16 protein-coding genes are annotated in these 21,539 nt (G+C 73.9%); 5 read left to right on the top strand and 11 right to left on the bottom strand.

The window, feature by feature from the left end; all coding sequences use genetic code 11:
• The first annotated feature begins 51 nt into the window (after positions 1-51).
• The 3 genes from V9U70_RS07740 to V9U70_RS07750 are packed head-to-tail and all read left to right on the top strand — an operon-like array spanning position 52 to position 2,075.
• The gene (locus V9U70_RS07740; RefSeq protein WP_336673731.1) at positions 52-612 is read left to right on the top strand and encodes a hypothetical protein; all 561 of its coding nucleotides are present in this window, start codon (positions 52-54) and stop codon (positions 610-612) included.
• Entirely contained in the window at positions 609-1,124 is a 516-nt protein-coding gene (locus V9U70_RS07745; RefSeq protein ID WP_336673732.1) for a ferritin-like domain-containing protein, read from the top strand. The genes V9U70_RS07740 and V9U70_RS07745 overlap by 4 nt, the downstream gene beginning before the upstream one ends.
• Before the next feature lie 30 nt (positions 1,125-1,154).
• Positions 1,155-2,075: an aminoglycoside phosphotransferase family protein gene (locus tag V9U70_RS07750; protein ID WP_336673733.1), complete on the top strand. Its 921-nt coding sequence runs from the start codon at positions 1,155-1,157 to the stop codon at positions 2,073-2,075.
• A 64-nt stretch (positions 2,076-2,139) separates the two neighbouring features.
• Here V9U70_RS07750 and V9U70_RS07755 read toward each other — a convergent pair whose 3' ends face one another.
• The 10 genes from V9U70_RS07755 to V9U70_RS07800 all read right to left on the bottom strand — a co-directional run bounded on the left by V9U70_RS07755 (position 2,140) and on the right by V9U70_RS07800 (position 17,149).
• Positions 2,140-3,843, bottom strand: a complete 1,704-nt coding sequence (locus tag V9U70_RS07755; protein WP_336673734.1) for a proline--tRNA ligase — start codon at positions 3,841-3,843, stop codon at positions 2,140-2,142.
• Positions 3,844-3,879: 36 nt separating this feature from the next.
• Entirely contained in the window at positions 3,880-4,482 is a 603-nt protein-coding gene (locus V9U70_RS07760) for a GNAT family N-acetyltransferase (RefSeq protein ID WP_336673735.1), read from the bottom strand.
• 55 nt (positions 4,483-4,537) lie between these two features.
• Positions 4,538-5,380 carry a GNAT family N-acetyltransferase gene (locus V9U70_RS07765; RefSeq protein ID WP_336673767.1) on the bottom strand — a complete coding sequence of 281 codons (843 nt, stop codon included), beginning with the start codon at positions 5,378-5,380 and terminating at the stop codon, positions 4,538-4,540.
• A 310-nt stretch (positions 5,381-5,690) separates the two neighbouring features.
• Positions 5,691-6,845, bottom strand: coding sequence for a flavodoxin-dependent (E)-4-hydroxy-3-methylbut-2-enyl-diphosphate synthase (gene ispG, locus V9U70_RS07770; protein ID WP_336673736.1), 1,155 nt, complete (start codon positions 6,843-6,845; stop codon positions 5,691-5,693).
• 163 nt (positions 6,846-7,008) lie between these two features.
• Positions 7,009-8,319, bottom strand: coding sequence for a M50 family metallopeptidase (locus V9U70_RS07775; protein WP_336673737.1), 1,311 nt, complete (start codon positions 8,317-8,319; stop codon positions 7,009-7,011).
• Positions 8,316-9,569: a 1-deoxy-D-xylulose-5-phosphate reductoisomerase gene (gene dxr / locus V9U70_RS07780; protein WP_336673738.1), complete on the bottom strand. Its 1,254-nt coding sequence runs from the start codon at positions 9,567-9,569 to the stop codon at positions 8,316-8,318. Before dxr ends, V9U70_RS07775 begins: the two co-directional genes overlap by 4 nt.
• A gap of 71 nt (positions 9,570-9,640) precedes the next feature.
• Positions 9,641-10,882: a 3-phosphoshikimate 1-carboxyvinyltransferase gene (gene aroA, locus V9U70_RS07785; protein WP_336673739.1), complete on the bottom strand. Its 1,242-nt coding sequence runs from the start codon at positions 10,880-10,882 to the stop codon at positions 9,641-9,643.
• Between the two features lie 229 nt (positions 10,883-11,111).
• Positions 11,112-12,557: an aldehyde dehydrogenase family protein gene (locus tag V9U70_RS07790; RefSeq protein WP_336673740.1), complete on the bottom strand. Its 1,446-nt coding sequence runs from the start codon at positions 12,555-12,557 to the stop codon at positions 11,112-11,114.
• A 332-nt stretch (positions 12,558-12,889) separates the two neighbouring features.
• Complete coding sequence (locus tag V9U70_RS07795; protein ID WP_336673741.1) at positions 12,890-14,464, bottom strand: PucR family transcriptional regulator; 1,575 nt, start codon at positions 14,462-14,464, stop codon at positions 12,890-12,892.
• Between the two features lie 288 nt (positions 14,465-14,752).
• Entirely contained in the window at positions 14,753-17,149 is a 2,397-nt protein-coding gene (locus tag V9U70_RS07800) for an ATP/GTP-binding protein (RefSeq protein ID WP_336673742.1), read from the bottom strand.
• Between the two features lie 230 nt (positions 17,150-17,379).
• Here V9U70_RS07800 and gabT point away from each other — a divergent pair, with 230 nt between their 5' ends.
• Complete coding sequence (gene gabT, locus V9U70_RS07805) at positions 17,380-18,720, top strand: 4-aminobutyrate--2-oxoglutarate transaminase (protein ID WP_336673743.1); 1,341 nt, start codon at positions 17,380-17,382, stop codon at positions 18,718-18,720.
• A gap of 148 nt (positions 18,721-18,868) precedes the next feature.
• Positions 18,869-19,717, top strand: coding sequence for a phosphatase PAP2 family protein (locus V9U70_RS07810; protein ID WP_336673744.1), 849 nt, complete (start codon positions 18,869-18,871; stop codon positions 19,715-19,717).
• Here V9U70_RS07810 and V9U70_RS07815 read toward each other — a convergent pair.
• Positions 19,668-21,494, bottom strand: coding sequence for a chitinase (locus V9U70_RS07815; RefSeq protein ID WP_336673745.1), 1,827 nt, complete (start codon positions 21,492-21,494; stop codon positions 19,668-19,670). The two genes, V9U70_RS07810 and V9U70_RS07815, sit on opposite strands and share 50 nt — an antisense overlap.
• Positions 21,495-21,539: the final 45 nt, after the last annotated feature.

Here is a 21,539-nt window from a genome sequence, read left to right on the forward strand (position 1 = left end):
ATCACTTCAGGACAGATCCTGTCAGGATCGGTCCCGGCCCGAAGGAGAAACGTGCGGCGCACGGGGACGACGCGCAGGGGGGCCCTCACCGCGACAGGGGCTCTGGCCCTGGGCGCGGTGCTGACCGGTTGCGGTGGCGACGACGAGGCGGCGGGCGGCGGGGAGCCCGCGCACTCGGGGGCGCAGACCGCCGCGCTCCGGGCCGAGGAGACCCTGCGCGAACAGGCCGCGCGCGAAGGCGCTCTCCTGCTCGCCCACTACGACCTGGTCGCCGCGGCCCACCCCGCGACCGCTGCGGGCCTGGCTCCCCTGCGGACCGCGGTGGGGGCGCACCGCACGGCGCTGGCGCCGCCCGGCGCCGAGGACGGGGCGCAGGACCGTGCGGAGGAGGACGCGCGGCGGGTCCCGCCCGCCGCCCCGGGCCCGGTGGCCGCCGACGCGGGGGCGGCGGTGAAGGGGCTGGCGGCCGCGGAGCGCCGCAGGGCCGACGCCCACACCGAGGCCCTGCTGACCGCGCGGCCCGAACTGGCGCGGCTGCTCGCCTCTGTGGCGGCGGCCGCGGCCGCGCACGCGTATCTGCTGACCGAGCTGGCCGAGGAGACCGCCGCATGAGCATCCCCAGCCGTCCCGGGCGGGACGAGGCGTCCTCCCCCGCGCTGACCGCCGCCCAGGCGGCTCTGGCCGCCGAGCACGCCGCGGTGTACGGCTACGGCGCGCTGGGCGGGCGGCTCGACGGGAAGCGGCGCGCCGAGGCGCGCGCGGCGTACGACGGGCACCGGGCACGCCGCGACGCGCTGGCGCGCACCGTGCGGGACCTCGGCGGCACGCCGGTCGCCGCGGAGGCGGCGTACGCGCTGCCGTTCGCCGTCGCGGACGCTCCGACGGCCGAGCGGCTCGCCGCGGTGCTGGAGGACCGGGTGGCGGGCGTCTACGCCGATCTCGTGCGGGCCTGCGAGGGCCCGCAGCGCAAGGAGGCGGCGGGCGCGCTGCGCGAGGCCGCGGTGCGGTCGGCCCGCTGGCGGGGCGGCAACGTAGCCTTTCCGGGGCTCGTCGAGCGGGCCGCGGCCGACGATCCGGCCGCCACGGGGCCGGTGGAGGCCGCGGGAGCGGACGGATCGCGCTGACCGAGGGACCGGAAAGGGAACACACGACGTATGGGCTTCGAACCTCCGCAGCGCCTGGTGCGCGCGCTCGGCGAGATGTACGGGGACGCCGGGACGGCCGACTGGCTGGGCCGGCTCCCCGCACTGGCCGGACAAGCGCTGGACGCCGCCGGAGGGGACCTCACCGTCGAACGGGTCGCCGCCCCCGGCGGCCGCAGCTCGCTGGTGGTCCTGGTGCACCGCGCCGACGGGACCCCTGCCGCGCTGAAGATCGCCCCGCCGGCGGCCGGGCCCGCACAGGAGCGGGCGGCGCTGGAACACTGGAACGGCTGGGGCGCGGTGAAGCTGCTGGACGCCGCCGAGGAGCTCGACGCGTCCGGTGCGCTGCTGCTGGAGCGCCTGCACCACGAGGTGTCGCTGCGTTCGCTGCCGGAGGCCAAGGCGCTGCTGGAGGCGGCGGGCACGGTGCGGCGGCTGTGGGTGGACCCGCCGGCCGCGCACCCCTTCGAGACGGTGGCCGAGCGGACCAGACGGCAGACCGCCGGGATGCGGACGGCCGCCGAGGACGCCCCGGAGCTGGCGGCGCTGGTCGAAGCGGCGCTCGCGGCGCGGGCGGAGTTGGTGGAGGCGGCCCCCGAACACCTTTTGCTGCACGGCAACTTCCGGCAGAGCAAGGTCCTCGCCGGGGAGCGGGCCCCGTGGCTGACGGTAGGGCCGGAGCCGGTGGTGGGCGAGCGCGCCTACGACCTGGCGCGACTGGTGCGGGACCGGGTGGAGGATCTGATCGCCTCCCCCGGGGGCCCGGCGACGGCGCGGCGGCGGGTCAGGAAGCTGGCGGAGTCCCTGGAGGTGGAGCAGGCCCGGCTGCACGGCTGGACGCTGTTCCGGGCGGTGGAGTCGGGGACCCGGGCGCTGGCGGAGGGACGGCGCCAGATCGGCGAGCTGACCCTGGAGTTCGCCCACTGGCTGTAGGGCGTCCGGCGGACCGGGGCCGGGCCCCCTTCGGACCCGGCCTTCGCGGACCACGACGTGGGGGTCAGCCCAGGTCTGCGGTGAGTCGGGCGATCGCCTCGTCGACGGTCAGCTCCTCACGCTCGCCGGTGCGGCGGTCCTTGAGCTCCAGGACGCCTTCGGCGGAGCGGCGGCCCGCGACCAGGATCTGGGGCACGCCGATCAGCTCGGAGTCGGTGAACTTCACACCGGGCGAGACGCCCGGCCGGTCGTCGACCATGACCCGCAGGCCCGCCGCGTTGAGCTTCTCCGAGACCTCCAGGGCCAGCTCCGTCTGGAGGGCCTTGCCCGCGGCGACGACATGGACGTCGGCCGGGGCGATCTCGCGGGGCCAGCACAGGCCCTTGTCGTCGGCGGTCTGCTCGGTGAGGGCGGCCACGGCGCGGGAGACGCCGATGCCGTACGAGCCCATCGTCACGCGGACGGGCTTGCCCTGCTGGCCGAGGACGTCGAGCTGGAAGGTGTCGGCGTACTTGCGGCCGAGCTGGAAGATGTGGCCGATCTCGATGGCGCGGTCCAGTGCGAGGCCGGCGCCGCACCGCGGGCAGGGGTCGCCCTCCTCGACGACGACGACGTCGAGGTACTGGTCGACCTCGAAGTCACGGCCGGCGACCACGTTCCTCGCGTGCTTGCCGTCCTGGTTGGCGCCGGTGATCCAGGCGGTGCCGGGGGCCACGCGCGGGTCGGCGAGGTAGCGGACCTTCTCCAGGCCCTGAGGGCCGACGTAGCCGCGTACGAGATCGTCACGGCCGACGAAGTCCTCGGCGGTGACCAGCTCGACCACGGCGGGCGCGAGGTGCTCGCCGAGCTTGCCGAGGTCGACCTCGCGGTGGCCGGGGACGCCGACCGCGACGATCTCGCCGTCCACCTTGACCAGCAGGTTCTTCAGGGTGGCCGAGGCGGGGACGTCCAGGTGGGCGGCGAGCGTCTCGATGGTCGGGGTGTCGGGGGTGTCCAGCTCCTCGACGGGGCCGTGCGCCGAACCGTCGACCGGGGCGAGCGCGAAGGTCACGGCTTCGGTGTTGGCGGCGTAGTCGCAGTTCGGGCAGTCCGCGAAGGTGTCCTCACCGGCCGCCGCGGGAGCCAGGAACTCCTCGGAGGCGGAGCCGCCCATCGCGCCGGAGACGGCGGAGACGATGCGGTGGTCCAGGCCGATGCGCTCGAAGATCTTGATGTACGCGGCCCGGTGCAGGGCGTAGGAGTGCGCGAGACCCTCGTCGGTGGTGTCGAAGGAGTAGGAGTCCTTCATCTGGAACTCGCGGCCGCGCAGCACGCCGGAGCGGGGGCGGGCCTCGTCGCGGTACTTCGTCTGGATCTGGTACAGCATCACCGGCAGGTCCTTGTAGGACGTGCACTGGTCCTTGACCGTCTGCGTGAAGATCTCCTCGTGGGTCGGGCCCAGGAGGTAGTCGCCGCCCTTGCGGTCCTTCAGGCGGAAGAGGAGGTCGCCGTACTCCTCCCAGCGCCCGGACGCCTCGTAGGGCTCCTTGGGCAGCAGGGCGGGCAGCAGGACCTCCTGGGCGCCGATGGCGTCCATCTCCTCGCGCACCACGTTCGAGATGTTGTCCAGCACCTTCTTGCCGAGCGGCAGCCAGGACCAGATGCCGGCCGCGTTGCGGCGCACGTACCCGGCGCGGACCAGCAGCTTGTGGCTGAGCGTCTCGGCGTCCGCCGGGTCGTCGCGCAGTGTCTTGATCATCAATCGGGACATGCGCTGGACCTGGGCCATGGTGAACTCCTGCTCGCAAGGGTGGTGGGCCCGAGGTTAACCGGGCGGTGCGTGCGGGCGGAAATCCATGCGGTCGGCACGCGGCAGCGGCAGCGGCGCGCCCATGACGGCGTAGGGCTGCGGAGCGCTGGGGAAGACGACCTGGCGGGCCAGGTCGCGGTAGCCGAGGGCGCGGTACAGGGCGCGGGCCGGGCTGTCCTTGTCGATCGCGGAGAGGAGCGACCGGGGGTTGTCGACGGCGTCGGTGACGGCGGTGATCAGAGTGCGGCCGATGCCGCGCTGCTGGTGGTCCGGGTGGACGTGCAGCTCGGTGATGACGAAGGAGTCGTCGAGCCAGCCGTCAGAGCCGGCGGCCCTCAGAAAGGGCTCGACGACGGTGGACCACCACTGGGCGCGGTCGCTGGGCAGCCCGTAGACGAAGCCGACGAGCCGGCCGTCGGGGGCGAGGGCGCCCAGGGCGCGGGCCCGGGGGTGCTCCAGGTGCCTCAGGACGATGGGGCGGCGTACGTCGATCTCCGCCCGGCTCAGCCCGAAGGCCGCCGCCTGGACCAGGAGGGCTTCGTCGACGCGGGCGGCCAGGTCGACGGGGCGGATCTCGACGCCGGGCGCCGCGGGACCGGTTCCGGGGGCTGCTGCCATGCGGGAACCCTACTGGCCGAAGGCTGTGGCCCACACCGCGCCCCGGCACGCGGGGTCAGAACAGGACGCTCATGAAGGCGCCGACCTCGCGGAAACCGACGCGGCGGTAGGCCTTGCGGGCGGGGGTGTTGTAGTCGTTCACGTACAGGCTGACGATGGGGGCGACATCGGCCAGGGCGTAGCGCAGGACGGCGGCCATGCCCGTTTCGGAGAGGCCCTTGCCGCGGTGTTCCGGGGCGACCCAGACGCCCTGGATCTGGCAGGCCTGGGGGGTGGCGGCGCCGATCTCCGCCTTGAAGACGACCTTGCCGTCGTCGATGCGGGCGAAGGAGCGGCCGGCGCCGATCAGTTCGGCGACCCTGGCCTGGTAGAGGAGCCCGCCGTCCCCGGCGAGCGGGGAGACCCCGACCTCCTCGGTGAACATGGCGACGCAGGCCGGCATCAGGGCCTCCGTCTCGTCCTTGCGGATGCGGCGGACGAGCGGGTCGGGGACGACGTCGGCGGAGGGGCTCTCGGTGACCATGAGGGGCTGCTGGGGGCGGACCTCGCGGGCGGGGCCCCAGCTCGGTTCCAGGTGCCGCCACAGCAGGGCGGTGGGGTCGGCGGGGCCGACGATGGAGGAGCAGCGGCGGCCGGCCCGGCGGGCGCGGTCGGCGAAGGCGCGGACGGCCTCCGGGCCGGCGCAGATGGGGACGAGGTTGGCGCCGGAGTAGCACAGGGAGCGGAGTCTGCCGTCGGCGTACCAGCCCCACATCTCACCGCCGAGACGCCAGGGGTCGAGTCCCGCGACCTGGACGCGGGACGTGACGAAGGCGTTGGCCACGGGCTCGCTCTCCAGAATGGCGAGAGCTGCGTCGAGGTCGCTGGGTTCGAGGACCCGGGTGGTGGTCTGCGTCAACACGAGGGGGCCTCACCATGCGGTCTGCTGATTTCCGCACTGTACCCAACAAGCCTGTCGAACGCCGCTCGGGCCGGGAAGCGGACGGCCGGAGGGCGGTCGTGGGCTCCGGGAACGGCGCGTACCGGCGGCCCGCGCAGGGGTGCCGTACGCCCGGGGGGGGGCCGTGCGCAGGGGCGGCGGGCCGGGTGCGGGCCGGGGCCGCCGGGGGCCGGTACGGGCGTGCGTAGGGTGCGGGGCCCGCGCCCGCCGCGGCGCGGCCCCGCCGGACCTGGGGTCGGCGGGGCGGCGGTCCGGGCGCGGGAGCGGGTCAGCTGATGGAGACCCCGGGCTCGCCGGACGGGATGCCGTCCTTCTCCATCTGCTCGGCGATCTTCATCGCCTCCTCGATCAGGGTCTCGACGATCTTCGACTCGGGCACGGTCTTGATGACCTCGCCCTTCACGAAGATCTGGCCCTTGCCGTTGCCGGAGGCGACGCCGAGGTCGGCCTCACGGGCCTCGCCGGGACCGTTGACGACGCAGCCCATCACCGCGACCCGCAGCGGGACCTCCAGCCCGTCCAGGCCGGCGCTGACCTGGTCGGCGAGCTTGTAGACGTCCACCTGGGCACGGCCGCAGGAGGGGCAGGAGACGATCTCCAGTCGGCGCTGCTTCAGGTTCAGCGCCTCCAGGATCTGGAGGCCCACCTTGACCTCCTCGGCCGGAGGGGCCGAGAGCGAGACGCGGATGGTGTCGCCGATGCCCTCGGAGAGCAGCGCGCCGAAGGCGACGGCCGACTTGATGGTGCCCTGGAACGCCGGCCCCGCCTCGGTGACGCCGAGGTGCAGCGGGTAGTCGCTCTGGGCGGCGAGCTGGCGGTAGGCGTTGACCATGACGACCGGGTCGTTGTGCTTGACCGAGATCTTGATGTCGCGGAAGCCGTGCTCCTCGAAGAGCGACGCCTCCCACAGCGCCGACTCGACCAGGGCCTCCGGGGTGGCCTTGCCGTACTTCTTCAGGAGGCGCGCGTCCAGCGATCCGGCGTTGACCCCGATCCGGATCGGGGTGCCCGCGTCGCCGGCCGCCTTCGCGATCTCCTTGACCTTGTCGTCGAACTGCTTGATGTTGCCGGGGTTCACCCGCACCGCCGCGCAGCCGGCGTCGATCGCCGCGAAGACGTACTTCGGCTGGAAGTGGATGTCCGCGATCACCGGGATCTGCGACTTGCGGGCGATGGTGGCGAGCGCGTCGGCGTCGTCCTGCGTGGGGCAGGCCACCCGCACGATCTGGCACCCCGACGCCGTCAGCTCGGCGATCTGCTGCAGGGTCGCGCCGATGTCCGACGTACGCGTCGTCGTCATCGACTGCACGGAGACGGGCGCGTCACCGCCGACCGCGACCGAGCCGACCTGGATCTGGCGGCTGACCCTTCGGTCGGCGAGTTTGGTCGGAACGGCCGGCATTCCGAGAGAAATCGCAGTCATGCGCGTGTATCCCCAAGGTGTGGATCAAGGTCCCGAGATCGGCGGGCTCCAGGCTCCGAGGTTACGGCACCGGAGCCAGGGCGGACGCACCGTGTCGGGGTGTCCGCCCGTCGGTGACCGGCCGGACACGACGTGTGCGTCCGGCCGGGCGCCGGCGGGTGTATCAGGTGATCTTGACGGGGTTCACGATGTCGGCCACCAGGACCAGCAACGTGAAGCAGATGAAGAGTCCGGCCACCACGTAGGCGACCGGCATCAGCCGGGCCACGTCGAAGGGGCCCGGGTCGGGTCGCCGGAAGACCTTGGCCACGTTGCGGCGCACGGACTCCCACAGCGCTCCCGCGATGTGACCGCCGTCCAGGGGGAGCAGCGGAAGCATGTTGAACAGGAACAGCGAGAGGTTGAACCCGGCGAGCAGGAACAGCATCATCGCGACCTGGTTCTGCGCCGGGATGTCGAGGTTCATCACCTCGCCGCCGATCCGGGCCGCGCCCACCACGCCGACCGGCGAGTCGTCGGCGCGTTCGCCGTCGCTGAAGGCGGCGTCCCACAGGGCCGGGATCTTGGAGGGCAGGGCGATGATCGAGTCGACGCCGTTCTCGATCATGCCGCCCATGCGGACGACGGAGTCGCCGAAGGTGAGGGGCACGATCTCGGTCCGGGCGGCGAAGCCCAGGTAGCCGGCCTTGATGAACCGGTCGGGGACGACCTCCCCGTCGGCGTCCTTCTTCGCGACGGCGTTCTCGCGGAGCACGGCGTCCAGGGTCACCTCCCGCCCGTCGCGCTCGACGACGAGGGTGGCGGGGCCGATGGTCTCGCGGATGCGGTCCGAGAGCGTCGTCCAGTCGTCGACCCGCTGCCCGTCGAAGGCGACGATCCTGTCGCCTTCCTGGAGTCCGGCGGCCTTGGCCGGGGAGACCGGGTCGCCGTCCTCGCAGACGTCGCGCTTCTCGCTCTGCGCGATCACGCACTTCTGGACGCCGGCGACCTCGGTGGTCTGGGTCTGGAAGCCGAAGGTCATCGCGACGCCCATGAAGATGGCGACGGCCAGCACCAGGTTCATGAACGGGCCGGCGAACATCACGATGACGCGCTTCCACGGCTTGCGCGTGTAGAAGAGCCGCTTCTCGTCGCCCGGTTCCAGCTCCTCGTAGGCGGCGGACCGGGCGTCCTCGATCATGCCGCGCCACGGGGAGGTGGAGCGCGCTTCGAGGCGGCCGTCGGGGCCGGGCGGGAACATCCCGATCATGCGGATGTAGCCGCCGGCCGGGATGGCCTTGATGCCGTACTCCGTGTCGCCTCTCTTGCGCGACCAGAGCGTCGGCCCGAAGCCGACCATGTACTGCGGGACCCGGACGCCGAACATCTTGGCCGTGGAGAGGTGGCCCAACTCGTGCCAGGCGATGGAGAACAGCAGGCCCACGACGAAGACGGCGATGCCCAGGACCGTCAGCAGGATCGAGGTCAGAGTCATGCGCGCGCCTCCGCTGTCGCTTTCGCCGAGAGTTCCCGGGCCCGTGCGCGGGCCCAGCTTTCCGCTTCGAGGACGTCCGCGACGCTGAGCGGGGTTCCCGGTGCGGGGGCGCCGTGTTCGGACACCACAGCGGTGACCGTATCCATGATTCCGTTGAAGGGCAGCTGTCCGGCGAGGAAGGCGTCGACGCACTCCTCGTTCGCGGCGTTGAACACGGCGGGCGCGGTGCCGCCGAGGCCGCCGACGTGCCGGGCGAGGCCGACGGACGGGAAGGCCTCGGTGTCCAGCGGGAAGAACTCCCAGCTGGAGGCCTTCGTCCAGTCGAAGGCGGGCGCGGCGTCCGGGACTCGCTCGGGCCAGCCGAGGCCGATCGCGATGGGTCCGCGCATGTCCGGCGGGGTGGCCTGGGCGAGCGTCGAGCCGTCGCTGAACTCGACCATGGAGTGCACGGCGGACTGCGGGTGGACCACGACCTCGATGCGGTCGAAGGGGATGTCGTAGAGGAGGTGCGCCTCGATGACCTCCAGCCCCTTGTTGACCAGGGTCGCGGAGTTGACGGTGATGACCGGGCCCATGGCCCAGGTGGGGTGGGCGAGGGCCTGTTCCCGGGTGACGTCGGCCAGTTCGGCGCGCGTACGGCCCCGGAAGGGTCCGCCGGAGGCGGTGACGACGAGTTTGCGGACGTCGAGGCGGGTTCCGGCGGCCAGCGCCTGGAAGAGCGCGGCGTGCTCGGAGTCGACGGGGATGATCTGGCCGGGGGCGGCGAGCGCCTTCACCAGCGGGCCGCCGACGATCAGCGACTCCTTGTTGGCGAGGGCGAGCGTGCGGCCCGCCTTGAGCGCGGCCAGGGTCGGGGCGAGTCCGATGGACCCGGTGATGCCGTTGAGCACGGTGTGGCAGGCGCTCGCGGCGAGGGTGGCGGCCGCGTCCGGCCCGGCCAGGATCTCGGGGAGCGGCTCGCCGGGGCCGTACTGCCCCCGCAGGGCCTCGCGGAGCGCGGGGACCGCGTCCTGCGCGGCGACCGCGACCGTGTCCACCCGCAGCCGGCGGGCCTGTTCGGCCAGCAGGGCGACTCGGCCGCCGGCGGCCGAGAGCGCGGTGACCCGGAAGCGGTCGGGGTTGCGCAGCACCAGGTCGATGGCCTGGGTGCCGATGGACCCGGTGGAGCCGAGGATCACGAGATCCCGGCGGCCGTCCGCCGCGTCGAAGACGAGATGCGGATCGGCGAGGGGGGCGGGGCTGTCGCTCATGCCCCCCATTGTTGCCGCTCCGGCCGCGGGTGAGGACAGCGCGTCCCGGTGGGCGGGGCGCGCCGCCCGGGTCACCGCTGCGGCAGGCCGCGGGCGAAGGCCTCGAACACCTCGTGGAACTGCGGGAACGTCTTGCGCACACAGCCGGGGTCGTCGTACGTGAGACCGGGTGCGCGCAGCCCGGCGACGGCGAAGGACATGACGATGCGGTGGTCGCCGTGGGTGGCGATCTCGGCGGGCGCGGGCGTGCCGGGGCGGATCTCGATCCAGTCGGGTCCGGTGTCCACGGTGATGCCCATGCGCCGCAGGTTCTGGGCGCACGCGTCCAGCCGGTCGCACTCCTTGACACGGGTGTTGGCGACGTCCTCGATCCGTACGGGGCCCTGAGCGTAGGGGGCGATGGCGGCGAGCGTCGGCATCGTGTCGGAGATGTCGCGCATGTTGACGGTGAGCCCGCGCAGCCGGCCGGTGGAGCGGACGGTGGTGGCGTCGGCGCCCACCTCGACGTCGGCTCCCATGGCGCGCAGGACCTCGACGAAGCGGAGGTCTCCCTGGAGCGCGCCGGCGCCGAGGCCGGGGACGGTGACCTCACCGCCGGTGAGGGCGGCGGCGGCGAAGAAGTAGCTCGCGGTGGAGGCGTCGGGCTCGACGGCGTAGTCGGTGGCCCGGTAGCCGCCGGGCGGGACGGTGAAGGTGTTCCCCTCCCGCAGGACCTCGACGCCGAAGCGGCGCATCATCGCGAGGGTGATCTCGACGTACGGGGCGGAGACCAGCTCGGTGACCTCGATCCGCAGCCCCTCTGCGGTGAGCGGCCCGAGCATCAGCAGGGCGGTGAGGTACTGGGACGACTCCCCCGCGTCGAGGGTGAGGTCGCCCCCCTTGATCCCGGCGGCCCGGACGGAGAGCGGGTGGTGGCCCTCCTGGCCGGAGTGGCGCAGGTCGACGCCGAGGGAGACGAGGGCCCGGGTGAGCGGGGCGAGCGGGCGGCGGCGCATCTGGGCGGAGGCGTCGAAACGGTAGGAGCCGGAGGCGGCCGCCGCGACGAGGGTGGGCAGGAAGCGCGCGGTGGTCGCGCCGTCGCGGCAGAAGACGTCGGCCTCTGGGGTCGCGGGCCCGGACGGGCGGCCCTCGATCCGCCAGCGGTCGGCCTCCTGGGCGATGGTGTAGCCGAGGCTCCGGAGGCCTTCGGCGAACCCCTCTGTGTCGTCCGAGCACAGCGGCCGCAGGAGGGTGGTGGTGCCGTTCGCGGCGGCGGCCAGGAAGAGGGCGCGGGCGGTCACGGACTTGGAACCGGGTATGTCGATGACGGTCACGCCCCCATCCTGCCGTGCGGCGGACCGGCCGGGGAGGGTGCGTCCGCTGCGTGGACGCGCCCGGAGCCGTCGGCGTTCAGCGCACCGTACGGTGCCGGTCGTCTCGGACGGACGGGCCCGGGGCGGCGCCCCGGCCCGGGGCCGGGGCGCCCCCGTGGCCTCAGGCCGTCCTCCTCGCGACCCGTCCGCCCCCGCTGCCCGGGCAGGGAGGGCGGACGGTCGCCGGGGGCTACAGGGCGAGGCCGGTGAGGACCAGGACGCGCTCGTAGGTGTAGTCGTCCATGGCGTACCGCACGCCCTCGCGGCCGACACCGGACTGCTTGGCTCCGCCGTACGGCATCTGGTCGGCGCGGTACGAGGGGACGTCGCCGATGATCACTCCGCCGACCTCCAGCGCCCGGTGGGCGCGGAAGGCGGTCTGGAGGTCGTGGGTGAACACCCCGGCCTGGAGGCCGTACTTGGAGGAGTTGACGGCGGCGTACGCCTCGGCCTCGCCGTCCACCTTCTGCAGGGACATGACCGGGCCGAAGACCTCTTCGCAGGAGAGCTTCACGTCGTCCGGGAGGCCGGCGAGGACGGTCGGGGCGTAGGCGGCCCCGTCGCGCTCACCGCCGGTGAGCAGTTCCGCGCCGCCCTGGACGGCCTCGTCGACCCAGGACTCGACGCGCTTCGCGGCGTCCTCGCTGACGAGGGGGCCGACGTCGGTGGCGGCGTCGGCCGGGTCGCCGGTGACCAGGGCCTCGACGGCTGCGACGATCTTCGGGACGAGCCGGTCGTAGACCGATGCGTCGGCGATGACGCGCTGCACCGAGATGCAGGACTGGCCGCCCTGGTAGTTGGAGAACGTGGCGATCCGGGTCGCGGCCCAGTCCAGGTCGGCCTCCGAGGCGTAGTCGCCGAGGACGACCGCCGCGCCGTTGCCGCCGAGCTCCAGGGTGCAGTGCTTACGGGGCGCGGACTCCATGATCGAGTAGCCGACGGGGCCCGACCCGGTGAAGGAGATGACCGGCAGCCGCTCGTCCTGGACCAGGGCGGGCATCTTGTCGTTGGGCACGGTCAGGACGGACCAGGAGCCGGCCGGGAGGCCGGTCTCGGCCAGCAGTTCACCGAGGACCAGCGAGGAGATCGGGGTGGCCGGGGCGGGCTTCAGGATCATCGGCGCGCCGACGGCGATGGCCGGGGCGACCTTGTGGGCGCTGAGGTTCAGCGGGAAGTTGAAGGGCGCGATGCCGAGGACAGCCCCCCGCGGGAAGCGCCGGGTCAGGCCGAGGCGGCCGGTGCCGCCCAGGTCGGTGTCGAGCCGCTGGGCCTCGCCGCCGTTGAAGCGGCGGGCCTCCTCCGCGGCGAACCGGAACACGGACACGGCCCGGCCGACCTCGCCGCGGGCCCACTTGATGGGCTTGCCGTTCTCCGCCGAGATCAGCTGGGCGATCTCCTCCGTGCGCTCCGTCAGCCGCCGTACGACATGGTCGAGAGCGGCGGCCCGTACATGGGCGGGGGTCGCGGCGAACTCCTCGCGCACGGCGTGGGCGGCGGCTACGGCCTCCTCGACCTGGGCGTCGGTCGGCACGCTGACGGCGCCGACGAGGCGCCCGTCGTACGGGTTGGTGACGTCGAAGCTGTCCGCACCGGTGGCCTGGCGGCCGGCCAGCCAGAACGCGTGGGGGGAAGTCATGGAGTTCCGGCCCTTCGGAGATCGTGACGGAGGGGGCGGGCGGCTCGCAGGCCGTCCGTTGTGGTCCCACGGTAGGGGGGCGAGGCGCTCATGGCGTTTGTCCGGCGTGGAGCGGAGCGGGGACCGGATGCTCCGAATCGGCGGAGGAGGCCCGGTACGCCGGAGCCGTCGCGGCGCACAGGCCCGGGGTGGCGGCGGCGTCGTAGCCGTACTCCGCGTGGGCGCGCGCCGCGGCGTCCCGGGCCCCATCCTCGTCGAACCGTCTCCGTCGGGCCGCGGCCGGCGCTGTGGGGTCGGACCGGTTGTCGGGGCGCCCGGCCGGAGCCGACCGCTCACCCCTCCGCGGGCACGGCCGCCGCGGTGGCCTTGAGCGCGAGCCACAGCTCCATGCGGACGTCCGGGTCGTCCAGCGAACGGCCCAGGATCTCCTCCACCCTGCGCATCCGGTAGCGCAGGGTGTGCCGGTGCACGCCAAGGTCCGCGGCGGCCGCGTCCCACTGGCCGTGCCGGGAGAGCCAGGCGCGCAGCGAGGCCACGAGGTCGCCGCGCCCCTTGGCGTCGTGCTCGCTCAGGGGACGGAGCATGCCGTCCGCGAAGGCCCGCACCGCGTCGTCGGCGAGCAGCGGCAGCACCGAACCGGCCGCCAGCTCCTCGTGCTCGACCAGCGCCCGGCCCCGTCGGCGGGCGACGGAGAGGGCCTGCTCGGCCTGCTTGTAGGCGGCGGAGACGGCGATGGGACCGGCGGGGGCGGAGAGGCCGACGACGACGTCGCTGTCCTCTGCGCCCCCTTCGCGCGGCGCGCGTTCGTCCTGGGCCCGGGCGTAGGAGGCGCAGGCGGCGACGGCGGCCCCGCCGTCCGCGGCCAGCACGACGACCCGTTCGGCCTCGGGAACCAGGAGCAGCGCCTCGCCGCGGCGGGCGGCGGCCGCCTCCATCGTCTCGGTGAGCAGTTCGGGCCCGGAAGGCGCGGCGGCCTCGGCGATCAGCAGCCGGAACGGGGCGTCCAGCAGCCCGCCGTAGAGGTCTCCGGCGACCGCGCGCGCGTGGTCGGGCTGGCCGGCCAGCAGCATCCGCAGGACGGCGGCGCCGAGGCGTTGCTCGGCGCCCTGGAGGGAGCGGGAGCGGGCGGTGGTCAGGGTGAGCAGGGCGACGGCGGAGTGCACGGCGTAGCGTTCGGCGGTCCCGAGCGCCGCGCCGGTGCCGACGGCCAGCGCGCCGCGCGCCCGGCGGCCGGTGCCCAGCGACTGGAGTTCGACGCGGTCCTCGCTGCCTCCCACGACGACGCTGGCGGGCGCGGGCCGGTCCCGCAGCCGCTGGACGTCGGGGGTGAGCCGGGCGGCGCGGCGGGCCGCCCAGTCGGGGGCGGTCGCGAGCACCGCGCCGGAGGCGTCGTACAGCGCGGCCCAGCCGTCGACGTGGGCGGCGAGCCGGGCCAGCAGGCCGGCGGGGCCGTCCCCGGCGAGCGCGGCCTTCGTCAGCTCCCGCTGGGCCTCGAACCCCGCGGTGACCGCGCGGTACTGGTCGGCGGCGATGGCCGCGGAGACCGCCTTGCTGATGGCGAGGAACGGGGTGCGGCGGGGGACCTCCAGCAGCGGCAGCCCCACCTCCTCCGCGGCCTCGACGAGGGCGGCCGGGATGTCGTCGTAGTTCACCCCGACCCCGAAGCCGAGCCCGGCGACCCCGGCCCCGGCCAGCCGCCGTACGTACCGCAGCATGGACTCGGCGTTCTCGGCGTCGAGGTTGGTGGCGGTCACCAGCAGGAGTTCGCCGCCGTCCATGTACGGGACGGGGTCGGTGAGCTCGCTGGCGTGGGCCCAGCGCACCGGGGCGCCGAGCCGGTCCGCGCCCGCCCGCACCGCGAGCTTGAGCGCCGAATGCTGCACGAGCGAGGCGAGCGTGGGAGGCATGGGCCAAGAACCCTCTGGGTCGGGGACGAGTCGGCGGACGAGTGCCCGGGGACGGCCAGGTGGATTTCGCCGTCCCGTAGGAACGGCTGCTCCCGATTCTGCCAGGGCGGCAGGGTCCCGGTCACCGCTCGGCCCCGGGGACGGCCGGCCGGCCGCCGACAGCGCTTCCCTCCCCCGGCGGCCGTGAGACGGGCGCGGGGGTGGCCGACCGGTGACGAGGGCCCCCGCTCCCCGGCGACCGTGGGGCCCTCCCGTCCGCTCAGCCGCGCGACGTCCCGCTCCCGCCGCTCAGCCGTCGAGCTCCACGAGCAGCGGGGGGCCGTGCCGGCCGGCCACGGTGGTCACGGAGAGCACCGCGTGCCCGGCCGGCACCGCGTACGCCAGCTCCGAGCCCGACCAGCGCTCCCGCTCGACCTGCCGTACGGTCACCGCGTCCCTGGTGACGGCCTTCCCGGTGACGAGCTTGCGCAAGGCGTGCACCGCGCGGGTGAAAGGCTGGTCGGCGTAGACGGTGTGCTGGGCGACCTCTCGCGTCTCGACCCACTCCTTGCCCCAGGCCTCCGCGAAACGCTTGCCCTCCCAGGTGGTGATGCCGGGGAACGTCATCAGGCACCCGACCGCCCCGAGCAGCGCGGCGTGCAGGTGCTGCCCCACCTCGTCCAGGGAGCGCACCGCCAGCACGGCGCCGGCGTTCAGCTGCCGGAGCCGCTGCACGGCCCGCAGGGAGTCGGCGGTCACGGTGCCGGAGGCGTCGTCGAGCACCAGAGCGGCGAAGAGCGAGGCGTCCTGGCGCGCGCTGACGCTGGAGACGAACTGCGCGAGGACCAACCGGGTGAGAATGCGCGAGGCCTCCGGGTGGTTCCGCTCCGGCAACGTGATCCGCACCCGCACCGGATGCTCCAGCGCCCGCAGGGAGAAGGGCCGCGACCGGCCGCGGGTGTCCAGGAACCCGTCGAAGGCCGGCCGGTCGAGAAAGGCGATCCGGTCGGCGAGCACTCCGCTGAGGTCCGCCGGGGAGCCGAGCTGACGTTCGCGGGCGTCGACCTCCCGCAGGGAGGAGCGGTGCTCGTCCGGGTCCAGGCGCTCGCGGAGCCGGTCCAGCGCGGGACGCCCGCCGTCGAGCAGCTCCCGCAGCTCGGGCAGCGAGGGGTACCTGCCGTGGGCCGCGCCGAAGGGGCCGATCAGCTGGCCCAGGGTGATGGCCGCCCGGCGGCTGTCCACGTCCGCCAGGTCCCCGGTGAAGGCTTCCGACAGGAGTGCCGCGGCCTCGTCGGGGTCCGTGGCGCCGCCGTACAGATCGAGGTCGTACACCGAGTCCGGGTCGCCGATCTTCACCACGACGTCGTAGGAGTCCTCCGGGCCCAGCTCCGCCCCCGCCGCGCAGACGACGACCACGGCCGCCTGACCGGCCAGCGCCTGGAGCGACAGCGACTCCACCACCGGCCGCACCAGCCGTCGCGTCCGGTCTGAGCCGTGGGGGCCGACCGCCAGGAGCGAGGTCCCCAGAACAGAGGGGTCCAGAGCCGCCCCCGCGCCCCGGCGGGCGACGGGGGTGCGCGGGTGGTCGGTGTAGCGCCCCACCCGCACCTGTGAGGTCAGCAGGTCGTGCGTGGCGGCGCGGGCCGCGATGTCGCGGGCGCCGGAGGGGTGCAGACAGGCCGCGGCTCCCCGCCGCAGGACCCCGTCGACGAACTCCCCCGGCGACCGGGCACCCGCTTCCACCCGCGACCACGCGTGAGCGATCCGGGCGCAGTCGACGTCGTTCATCCGCAGCCCCTCGACCTCGGCGGTCAGCCGGTCGGCGGCGGCGGACTGCCCCGCCGCACGCAGCCGCGGCCATCGGGCGGGGTCCTCGCCCGTCCCGGGCCCGGCCTCCGGCGGGCCCGCGACCACGGGAGCGGGTCTGCGAAGGACCCGCAGCCACCCACCCGTCCGCGCGAACGGCCACAGCAGGGCCGACGCGAGCAGGAGGTAGACGGTCCACTGCGTCGCGGCGGCGGTCTGCGGGTCCCCTCTCACCAGCGACGCCGGCACCAGGAGGTGGAGGAACGTGTAGAGGAAGGGCAGCTGCTGCGTGGCCAGGACGATCCACACCACCAGGAGCCCGGCGACGGCCGCGGCGAGAGCGCGTCCGGGCTGCGGCCGCTCCATGACCAGCCTCCGGTACAGCGCCGGCCAGTTCCCGAGCCGGCCGCAGAAGTAGATCAGGAGCGCGGCGAAGAGACTGTTGTAGACGGCGCTGGCCGTGCGCGCGGGCTGTTCCGGCTCGCCGCGCCACCACTCGGACGGCGTGAACAGCCGCAGGGGCAGCCGCTGCACCGCGATGTAGTCGGTGCTCCAGACCGACCAGGCAAAGATGCCGCAGGCCAGCGAGATGAGCGCGCCCACGACGAGAGCGCGGGTGGGGACGAGGTCGGCTCCGGTGAGAGCCGGCGGCCGGTACCCGTAACGCCACAGGCCCGGCTCCGCGTCGGCCCGATGCGCCCGGAGCCACTGCCGCACGTCGAGGACCGCGGCGGGCGGGCGGGGCGGCAGCGGCGGCACGGGGGGCGGCGGAGTCGGACGGGGTACGCCCGGCGCCCCGGCGCCCTTCTCGTGGGGGCGGCCGAGCCACTGCGACGCGGTGTCTCCCGCACCCCGCGCGCCCTGCCCCCGCTGCGCGTCGTGCGTGCCCTCGGTGCCCATTGCCACTGCTCCCCTGACGTGCCAAGGCGGTATCTCGGTGCAGCGCTCAATCTAGTGCCAGGCCCGGCGTTTCACGGTCGTTCCCCGCACCTGGGCCCCTCCGTCACGCCATCTGTCCGCCGAGGACAAGGAAACACCCCCACCACTCCCGATCGGAGCATGCCCGCGCCCCTCCCCCGCCCCTAGCCTGCACAAAGAAGAGCGTCCGCACCATCCCCCAGGAGCCCCTCATGACCGCAATTCCGCAGGAGCGCCGCCTCGTCACCGCCATCCCCGGACCGAAGTCGGCCGAGTTGCAGGCCCGGCGTCTCGCGGCCGTCGCCGCGGGGGTGGGCTCCACCCTGCCGGTGTTCACCGCCCGTGCGGGCGGCGGGATCATCGAGGACGTCGACGGGAACCGGCTCATCGACTTCGGTTCCGGCATCGCGGTGACCTCCGTGGGCGCCTCCGCGGAGGCCGTCGTGCGCCGGGCGTCCGCGCAGCTCGCGGACTTCACCCACACCTGCTTCATGGTCACGCCGTACGAGGGGTACGTCGAGGTCTGCGAGCAGCTCGCCGAGCTGACGCCGGGCGACCACCCGAAGAAGTCCGCGCTGTTCAACTCCGGCGCCGAGGCCGTCGAGAACGCGGTGAAGATCGCCCGCGCGTACACCAAGCGCACCGCCGTCGTCGTCTTCGACCACGGCTACCACGGCCGCACCAACCTCACGATGGCGCTGACAGCGAAGAACATGCCGTACAAGCAGGGCTTCGGCCCGTTCGCGCCCGAGGTCTACCGGGTCCCGGTCGCCTACGGCTACCGCTGGCCGACCGGGCCGGAGCACGCGGGCGCCGAGGCTTCGGCGCAGGCCATCGACGAGATCACCAAGCAGATCGGCGCGGAGAACGTCGCCGCGATCGTCATCGAGCCGCTGCTCGGCGAGGGCGGCTTCATCGAGCCGGCCAAGGGCTTCCTCCCCGCGATCGCGCAGTTCGCCAAGGACAACGGCATCGTGTTCGTCGCGGACGAGATCCAGTCCGGTTTCTGCCGCACCGGCCAGTGGTTCGCGTGCGAGGACGAGGGCATCGTCCCGGACCTGATCACCACCGCGAAGGGCATCGCGGGGGGTCTGCCGCTCTCCGCCGTGACCGGTCGCGCCGAGATCATGGACGCCGCGCACGCCGGCGGCCTGGGCGGTACGTACGGCGGCAACCCGGTCGCCTGCGCGGGCGCGCTCGGGGCGATCGAGACGATGCGGGAGCTGGACCTGAACGGCAGGGCCAGGCGCATCGAGGAGGTCATGAAGGGCCGTCTCGCCGAGATGCGGGAGAAGCTCCCCAACGGCGACATCATCGGCGACATCCGCGGCCGCGGCGCCATGATCGCCGTCGAGCTCGTGAAGTCCGGCACCAAGGACCCGGCCCCGGAGGCGGCGGGCGCTCTCGCCAAGGCCTGCCACGCCGAGGGGCTGATGGTCCTGACCTGCGGGACGTACGGCAACGTGCTGCGTTTCCTGCCGCCGCTGGTGATCGGTGAGGAGCTGCTCTCCGAGGGGCTCGACATCATCGAGCAGGCATTCGGCCAGCTCTGAACGGTCGAACCGGCATGCGGATGGAGGCGGTCTCACGCTGCTTCCGTCCCGCATCCGGGTGAGGGCCTGTGAAGAACGTGTGCGGGGGCGATGGCGGGTCGCGGCGACGGCTGTCCGCCGCGCCTCCCCTGGCGTACGGTTTCTGCAGATGAGCGAAACGCCTCGCCCGCGGGAGACCGGGGGCGACTGTGGGCCGGGGCTTCCCCAGCGCCGTCCCCAACGTGCCGTCGCGCACGCCGGAGCCTTCGGCTCCGGTGCTCCTCGCCGATCGGACGGCCGCCCGCCCCACACCCCCCGGGGCGCGCGGCGAACCGATCCCGCCGGCCACCCCGGAGCAATCCCCCCTGCTCCCGGGTGGCCGGCTCCTCTCGCCTGCGGCCTCCTCTGCCTCCTGTCGACGCTCTTCGCGCTGATCACCTGGCAGGTCGCCGTCGCGGGCCCGCTCGTCGAGCTGGACGAACGCGTCGGCGCGGCGCTCTTCGGGCGCGGCCCGGCCGCGTTGACCCAGGCCCTCTCCGACCTGGGCGGCATGCCGGTGGCGCTCCCCGTGCTCGCCTGCGCGACCGGGTACGCGCTGTGGCGCGGGGCCCGCAGGCTCGCCGTGTACGCGGCCCTCACCATGGCGGCGGTGCCCGCGCTGGTGATCCCGTTGAAGGTGGCCACCGCCCGGCAGGGGCCGCTGACCGAGGCGGTCAACTACTACCCGTCCGGCCACACGGCCACGGCGGCCGTGGCCTACGGGGCCTCGGCCCTGCTCCTGCTGGCTCTTCCCCGCCCGGCGTCCTCACGCGCGAGAAGATGGCCCCGGGCGTGGATGATGCCCGTCGCCGCTGTCCTGTTGACCACGGCGACGGGCATCGGTCTGGTGCTGCACGGCTACCACTGGCCGCTCGACGTGCTGGCCAGTTGGTGCCTGGGGCCCGTGCTGCTCGCGCCCCTGGGGTGGGTCAGCCGCCGTAGTAGGCGTCGAAGTTCTTCGAGAACTCCCAGTCGTTGAACCGGTCCCAGTTGATGGACCAGGTCATCAGGCCGCGCAGGTCCGTCCAGGTTCCGTGGGTCCGGTAGGAGCCGCACCCGGTCTTCTTGGTGAGGCAGTCGAGCGCCTTGGCGACCTCGGCCGGCGAGGTGTGGCCGTTGCCCGCGTGGGTGGAGGCCGGCAGGCCGATGGCGACCTGGTCGGGGCGCAGTCCAGGGAAGACGCGGTCGGCGTTGCCGGCGACCGGGAAGCCCGCGAGCAGCATGTCGGTCATCGCGATGTGGAAGTCCGCGCCGCCCATCGAGTGGTACTGGTCGTCGAGGCCCATGATCGGGCCCGAGTTGTAGTCCTGGACGTGCAGCAGGGTCAGGTCGTCGCGCAGCGCGTGGATGACCGGGAGGTAGGCGCCGGCGCGCGGGTCCTGGCCGCCCCAGGGGCCGGAGCCGTAGAACTGGTAGCCGAGCTGCACGAAGAAGGTCTCCGGCGCCATGGTGAGGACGAAGTTGGGGCCGTAGGCGGCCTTGAGGGACTTCACCGCGGAGATCAGGTTGACGATCACCGGCGATGTGGGGTTGCGGAAGTCGGTGTCCCCGGTCTCCAGCGAGAGGGAGTGGCCCTCGAAGTCGATGTCCAGGCCGTCGAGGCCGTAGGTGTCGATGATCCTGGAGACCGAGGCGACGAAGGCGTCCCGCGCGGCGGTGGTGGCGAGCCGCACCTGGCCGTTCTGGCCGCCGATGGAGATCAGCACCTTCTTGCCGGCTGCCTGCTTGGCCTTGATCGCGGCCTTGAACTCGGCCTCGGACTCGACGTTCGGGCACTCGGAGACCGGGCAGAGCGAGAAGCGGATGTCGCCGGAGGTGACGGAAGTGGGCTCGCCGAAGGCGAGGTTGATGACGTCCCAGGAGTCGGGCACGTCCGCCATCCGGGTGTAGCCGGAGCCGTTGGCGAAGCTGGAGTGCAGGTAGCCGACGAGCGCGCGGTCGGGCAGGCCGGCGCCCCCGCCGCCCCCGCCCCCCGCCGCGGTCGTCGCGCTGACGGCCGCCGACCTGGCGGACTCGCCGGCCGTGTTGGCGGCCGCGACCTGGAAGCTGTACGTGGTGGAGGCGGCCAGGCCCGGGACGGTGGCGGAGGCGCCGGTCACCGAGGCGACCTTCGTGCCGCCGCGGTAGACGTGGTAGCCGCTCGCGCCGGACACGGCGTCCCAGGAGAGGGAGACCGAGGAGGAGGTGGCCCCGGTCGCCTTCAGGCCCGTGGGGACGGCCGGCACGACGACGGGGTCGCCGCCGGGCCCGGTGAGGGTGACGTCGTCCACGTAGTGGGCCGGGGTGCCGTACCAGCCGTGGGTGTAGACGTTCACCGAGGTGGTGGAGGGGCCCGTGGTGAAGCGGGTGGTGAGCTGCTTCCACGCCCCGGGGGACTGGGTCCAGGTGGAGACGTCGGTGGTGCCGGTGCCGGACGCGCCGAGGTAGACGTGGCTCCCCTGCACCCAGGCGGTGAGCGTGTAGGCCGAGTCGGGCTTGACCGCGATGGCCTGGGAGCACTTGGCGTGGTCGTTTCCGGCCGGGGTCGCCTTCAGCGCGGCGGTGCCGCCGTGAGCGGGCGTGGAGACCGCCGATCCGCTGGAGGCCGTGCAGCTCCAGCCCTCCAGGCCCGCTTCGAAGCCGCCGTTGCGCACCAGGTCGGCGTCGGCCGCGCCCGCCGCCGGCGCCGTGGCGACCAGGGCGCCGGCGGCGAGCAGGGCCGCGGAGAAGGCGGCCAGAAGTCCGGAAAGTCTGACGGGTCGTCCGGTGCGTTCCACAACAGCCTCCGTGCGGGGGGAATTGGGGCGTGGCGTGCGCACAAC

It is taken from the genome of Streptomyces pratensis (genome assembly GCF_037137275.1).
Lineage (GTDB): Bacteria > Actinomycetota > Actinomycetes > Streptomycetales > Streptomycetaceae > Streptomyces > Streptomyces pratensis_B.

Excerpts from the sequence above, each read along its gene's own strand:
- V9U70_RS07790 (WP_336673740.1), bottom strand. The coding sequence starts at position 12,557 with ATGACTTCCCCCCACGCGTTCTGGCTGGCCGGCCGCCAGGCCACCGGT.
- V9U70_RS07795 (WP_336673741.1), bottom strand. The coding sequence starts at position 14,464 with ATGCCTCCCACGCTCGCCTCGCTCGTGCAGCATTCGGCGCTCAAGCTC.
- gabT (WP_336673743.1), top strand. The coding sequence starts at position 17,380 with ATGACCGCAATTCCGCAGGAGCGCCGCCTCGTCACCGCCATCCCCGGA.
- V9U70_RS07800 (WP_336673742.1), bottom strand. The coding sequence starts at position 17,149 with ATGGGCACCGAGGGCACGCACGACGCGCAGCGGGGGCAGGGCGCGCGG.
- dxr (WP_336673738.1), bottom strand. The coding sequence starts at position 9,569 with ATGAGCGACAGCCCCGCCCCCCTCGCCGATCCGCATCTCGTCTTCGAC.
- V9U70_RS07755 (WP_336673734.1), bottom strand. The coding sequence starts at position 3,843 with ATGGCCCAGGTCCAGCGCATGTCCCGATTGATGATCAAGACACTGCGC.
- V9U70_RS07810 (WP_336673744.1), top strand. The coding sequence starts at position 18,869 with ATGAGCGAAACGCCTCGCCCGCGGGAGACCGGGGGCGACTGTGGGCCG.
- V9U70_RS07760 (WP_336673735.1), bottom strand. The coding sequence starts at position 4,482 with ATGGCAGCAGCCCCCGGAACCGGTCCCGCGGCGCCCGGCGTCGAGATC.
- V9U70_RS07750 (WP_336673733.1), top strand. The coding sequence starts at position 1,155 with ATGGGCTTCGAACCTCCGCAGCGCCTGGTGCGCGCGCTCGGCGAGATG.
- V9U70_RS07775 (WP_336673737.1), bottom strand. The coding sequence starts at position 8,319 with ATGACTCTGACCTCGATCCTGCTGACGGTCCTGGGCATCGCCGTCTTC.
- V9U70_RS07745 (WP_336673732.1), top strand. The coding sequence starts at position 609 with ATGAGCATCCCCAGCCGTCCCGGGCGGGACGAGGCGTCCTCCCCCGCG.
- ispG (WP_336673736.1), bottom strand. The coding sequence starts at position 6,845 with ATGACTGCGATTTCTCTCGGAATGCCGGCCGTTCCGACCAAACTCGCC.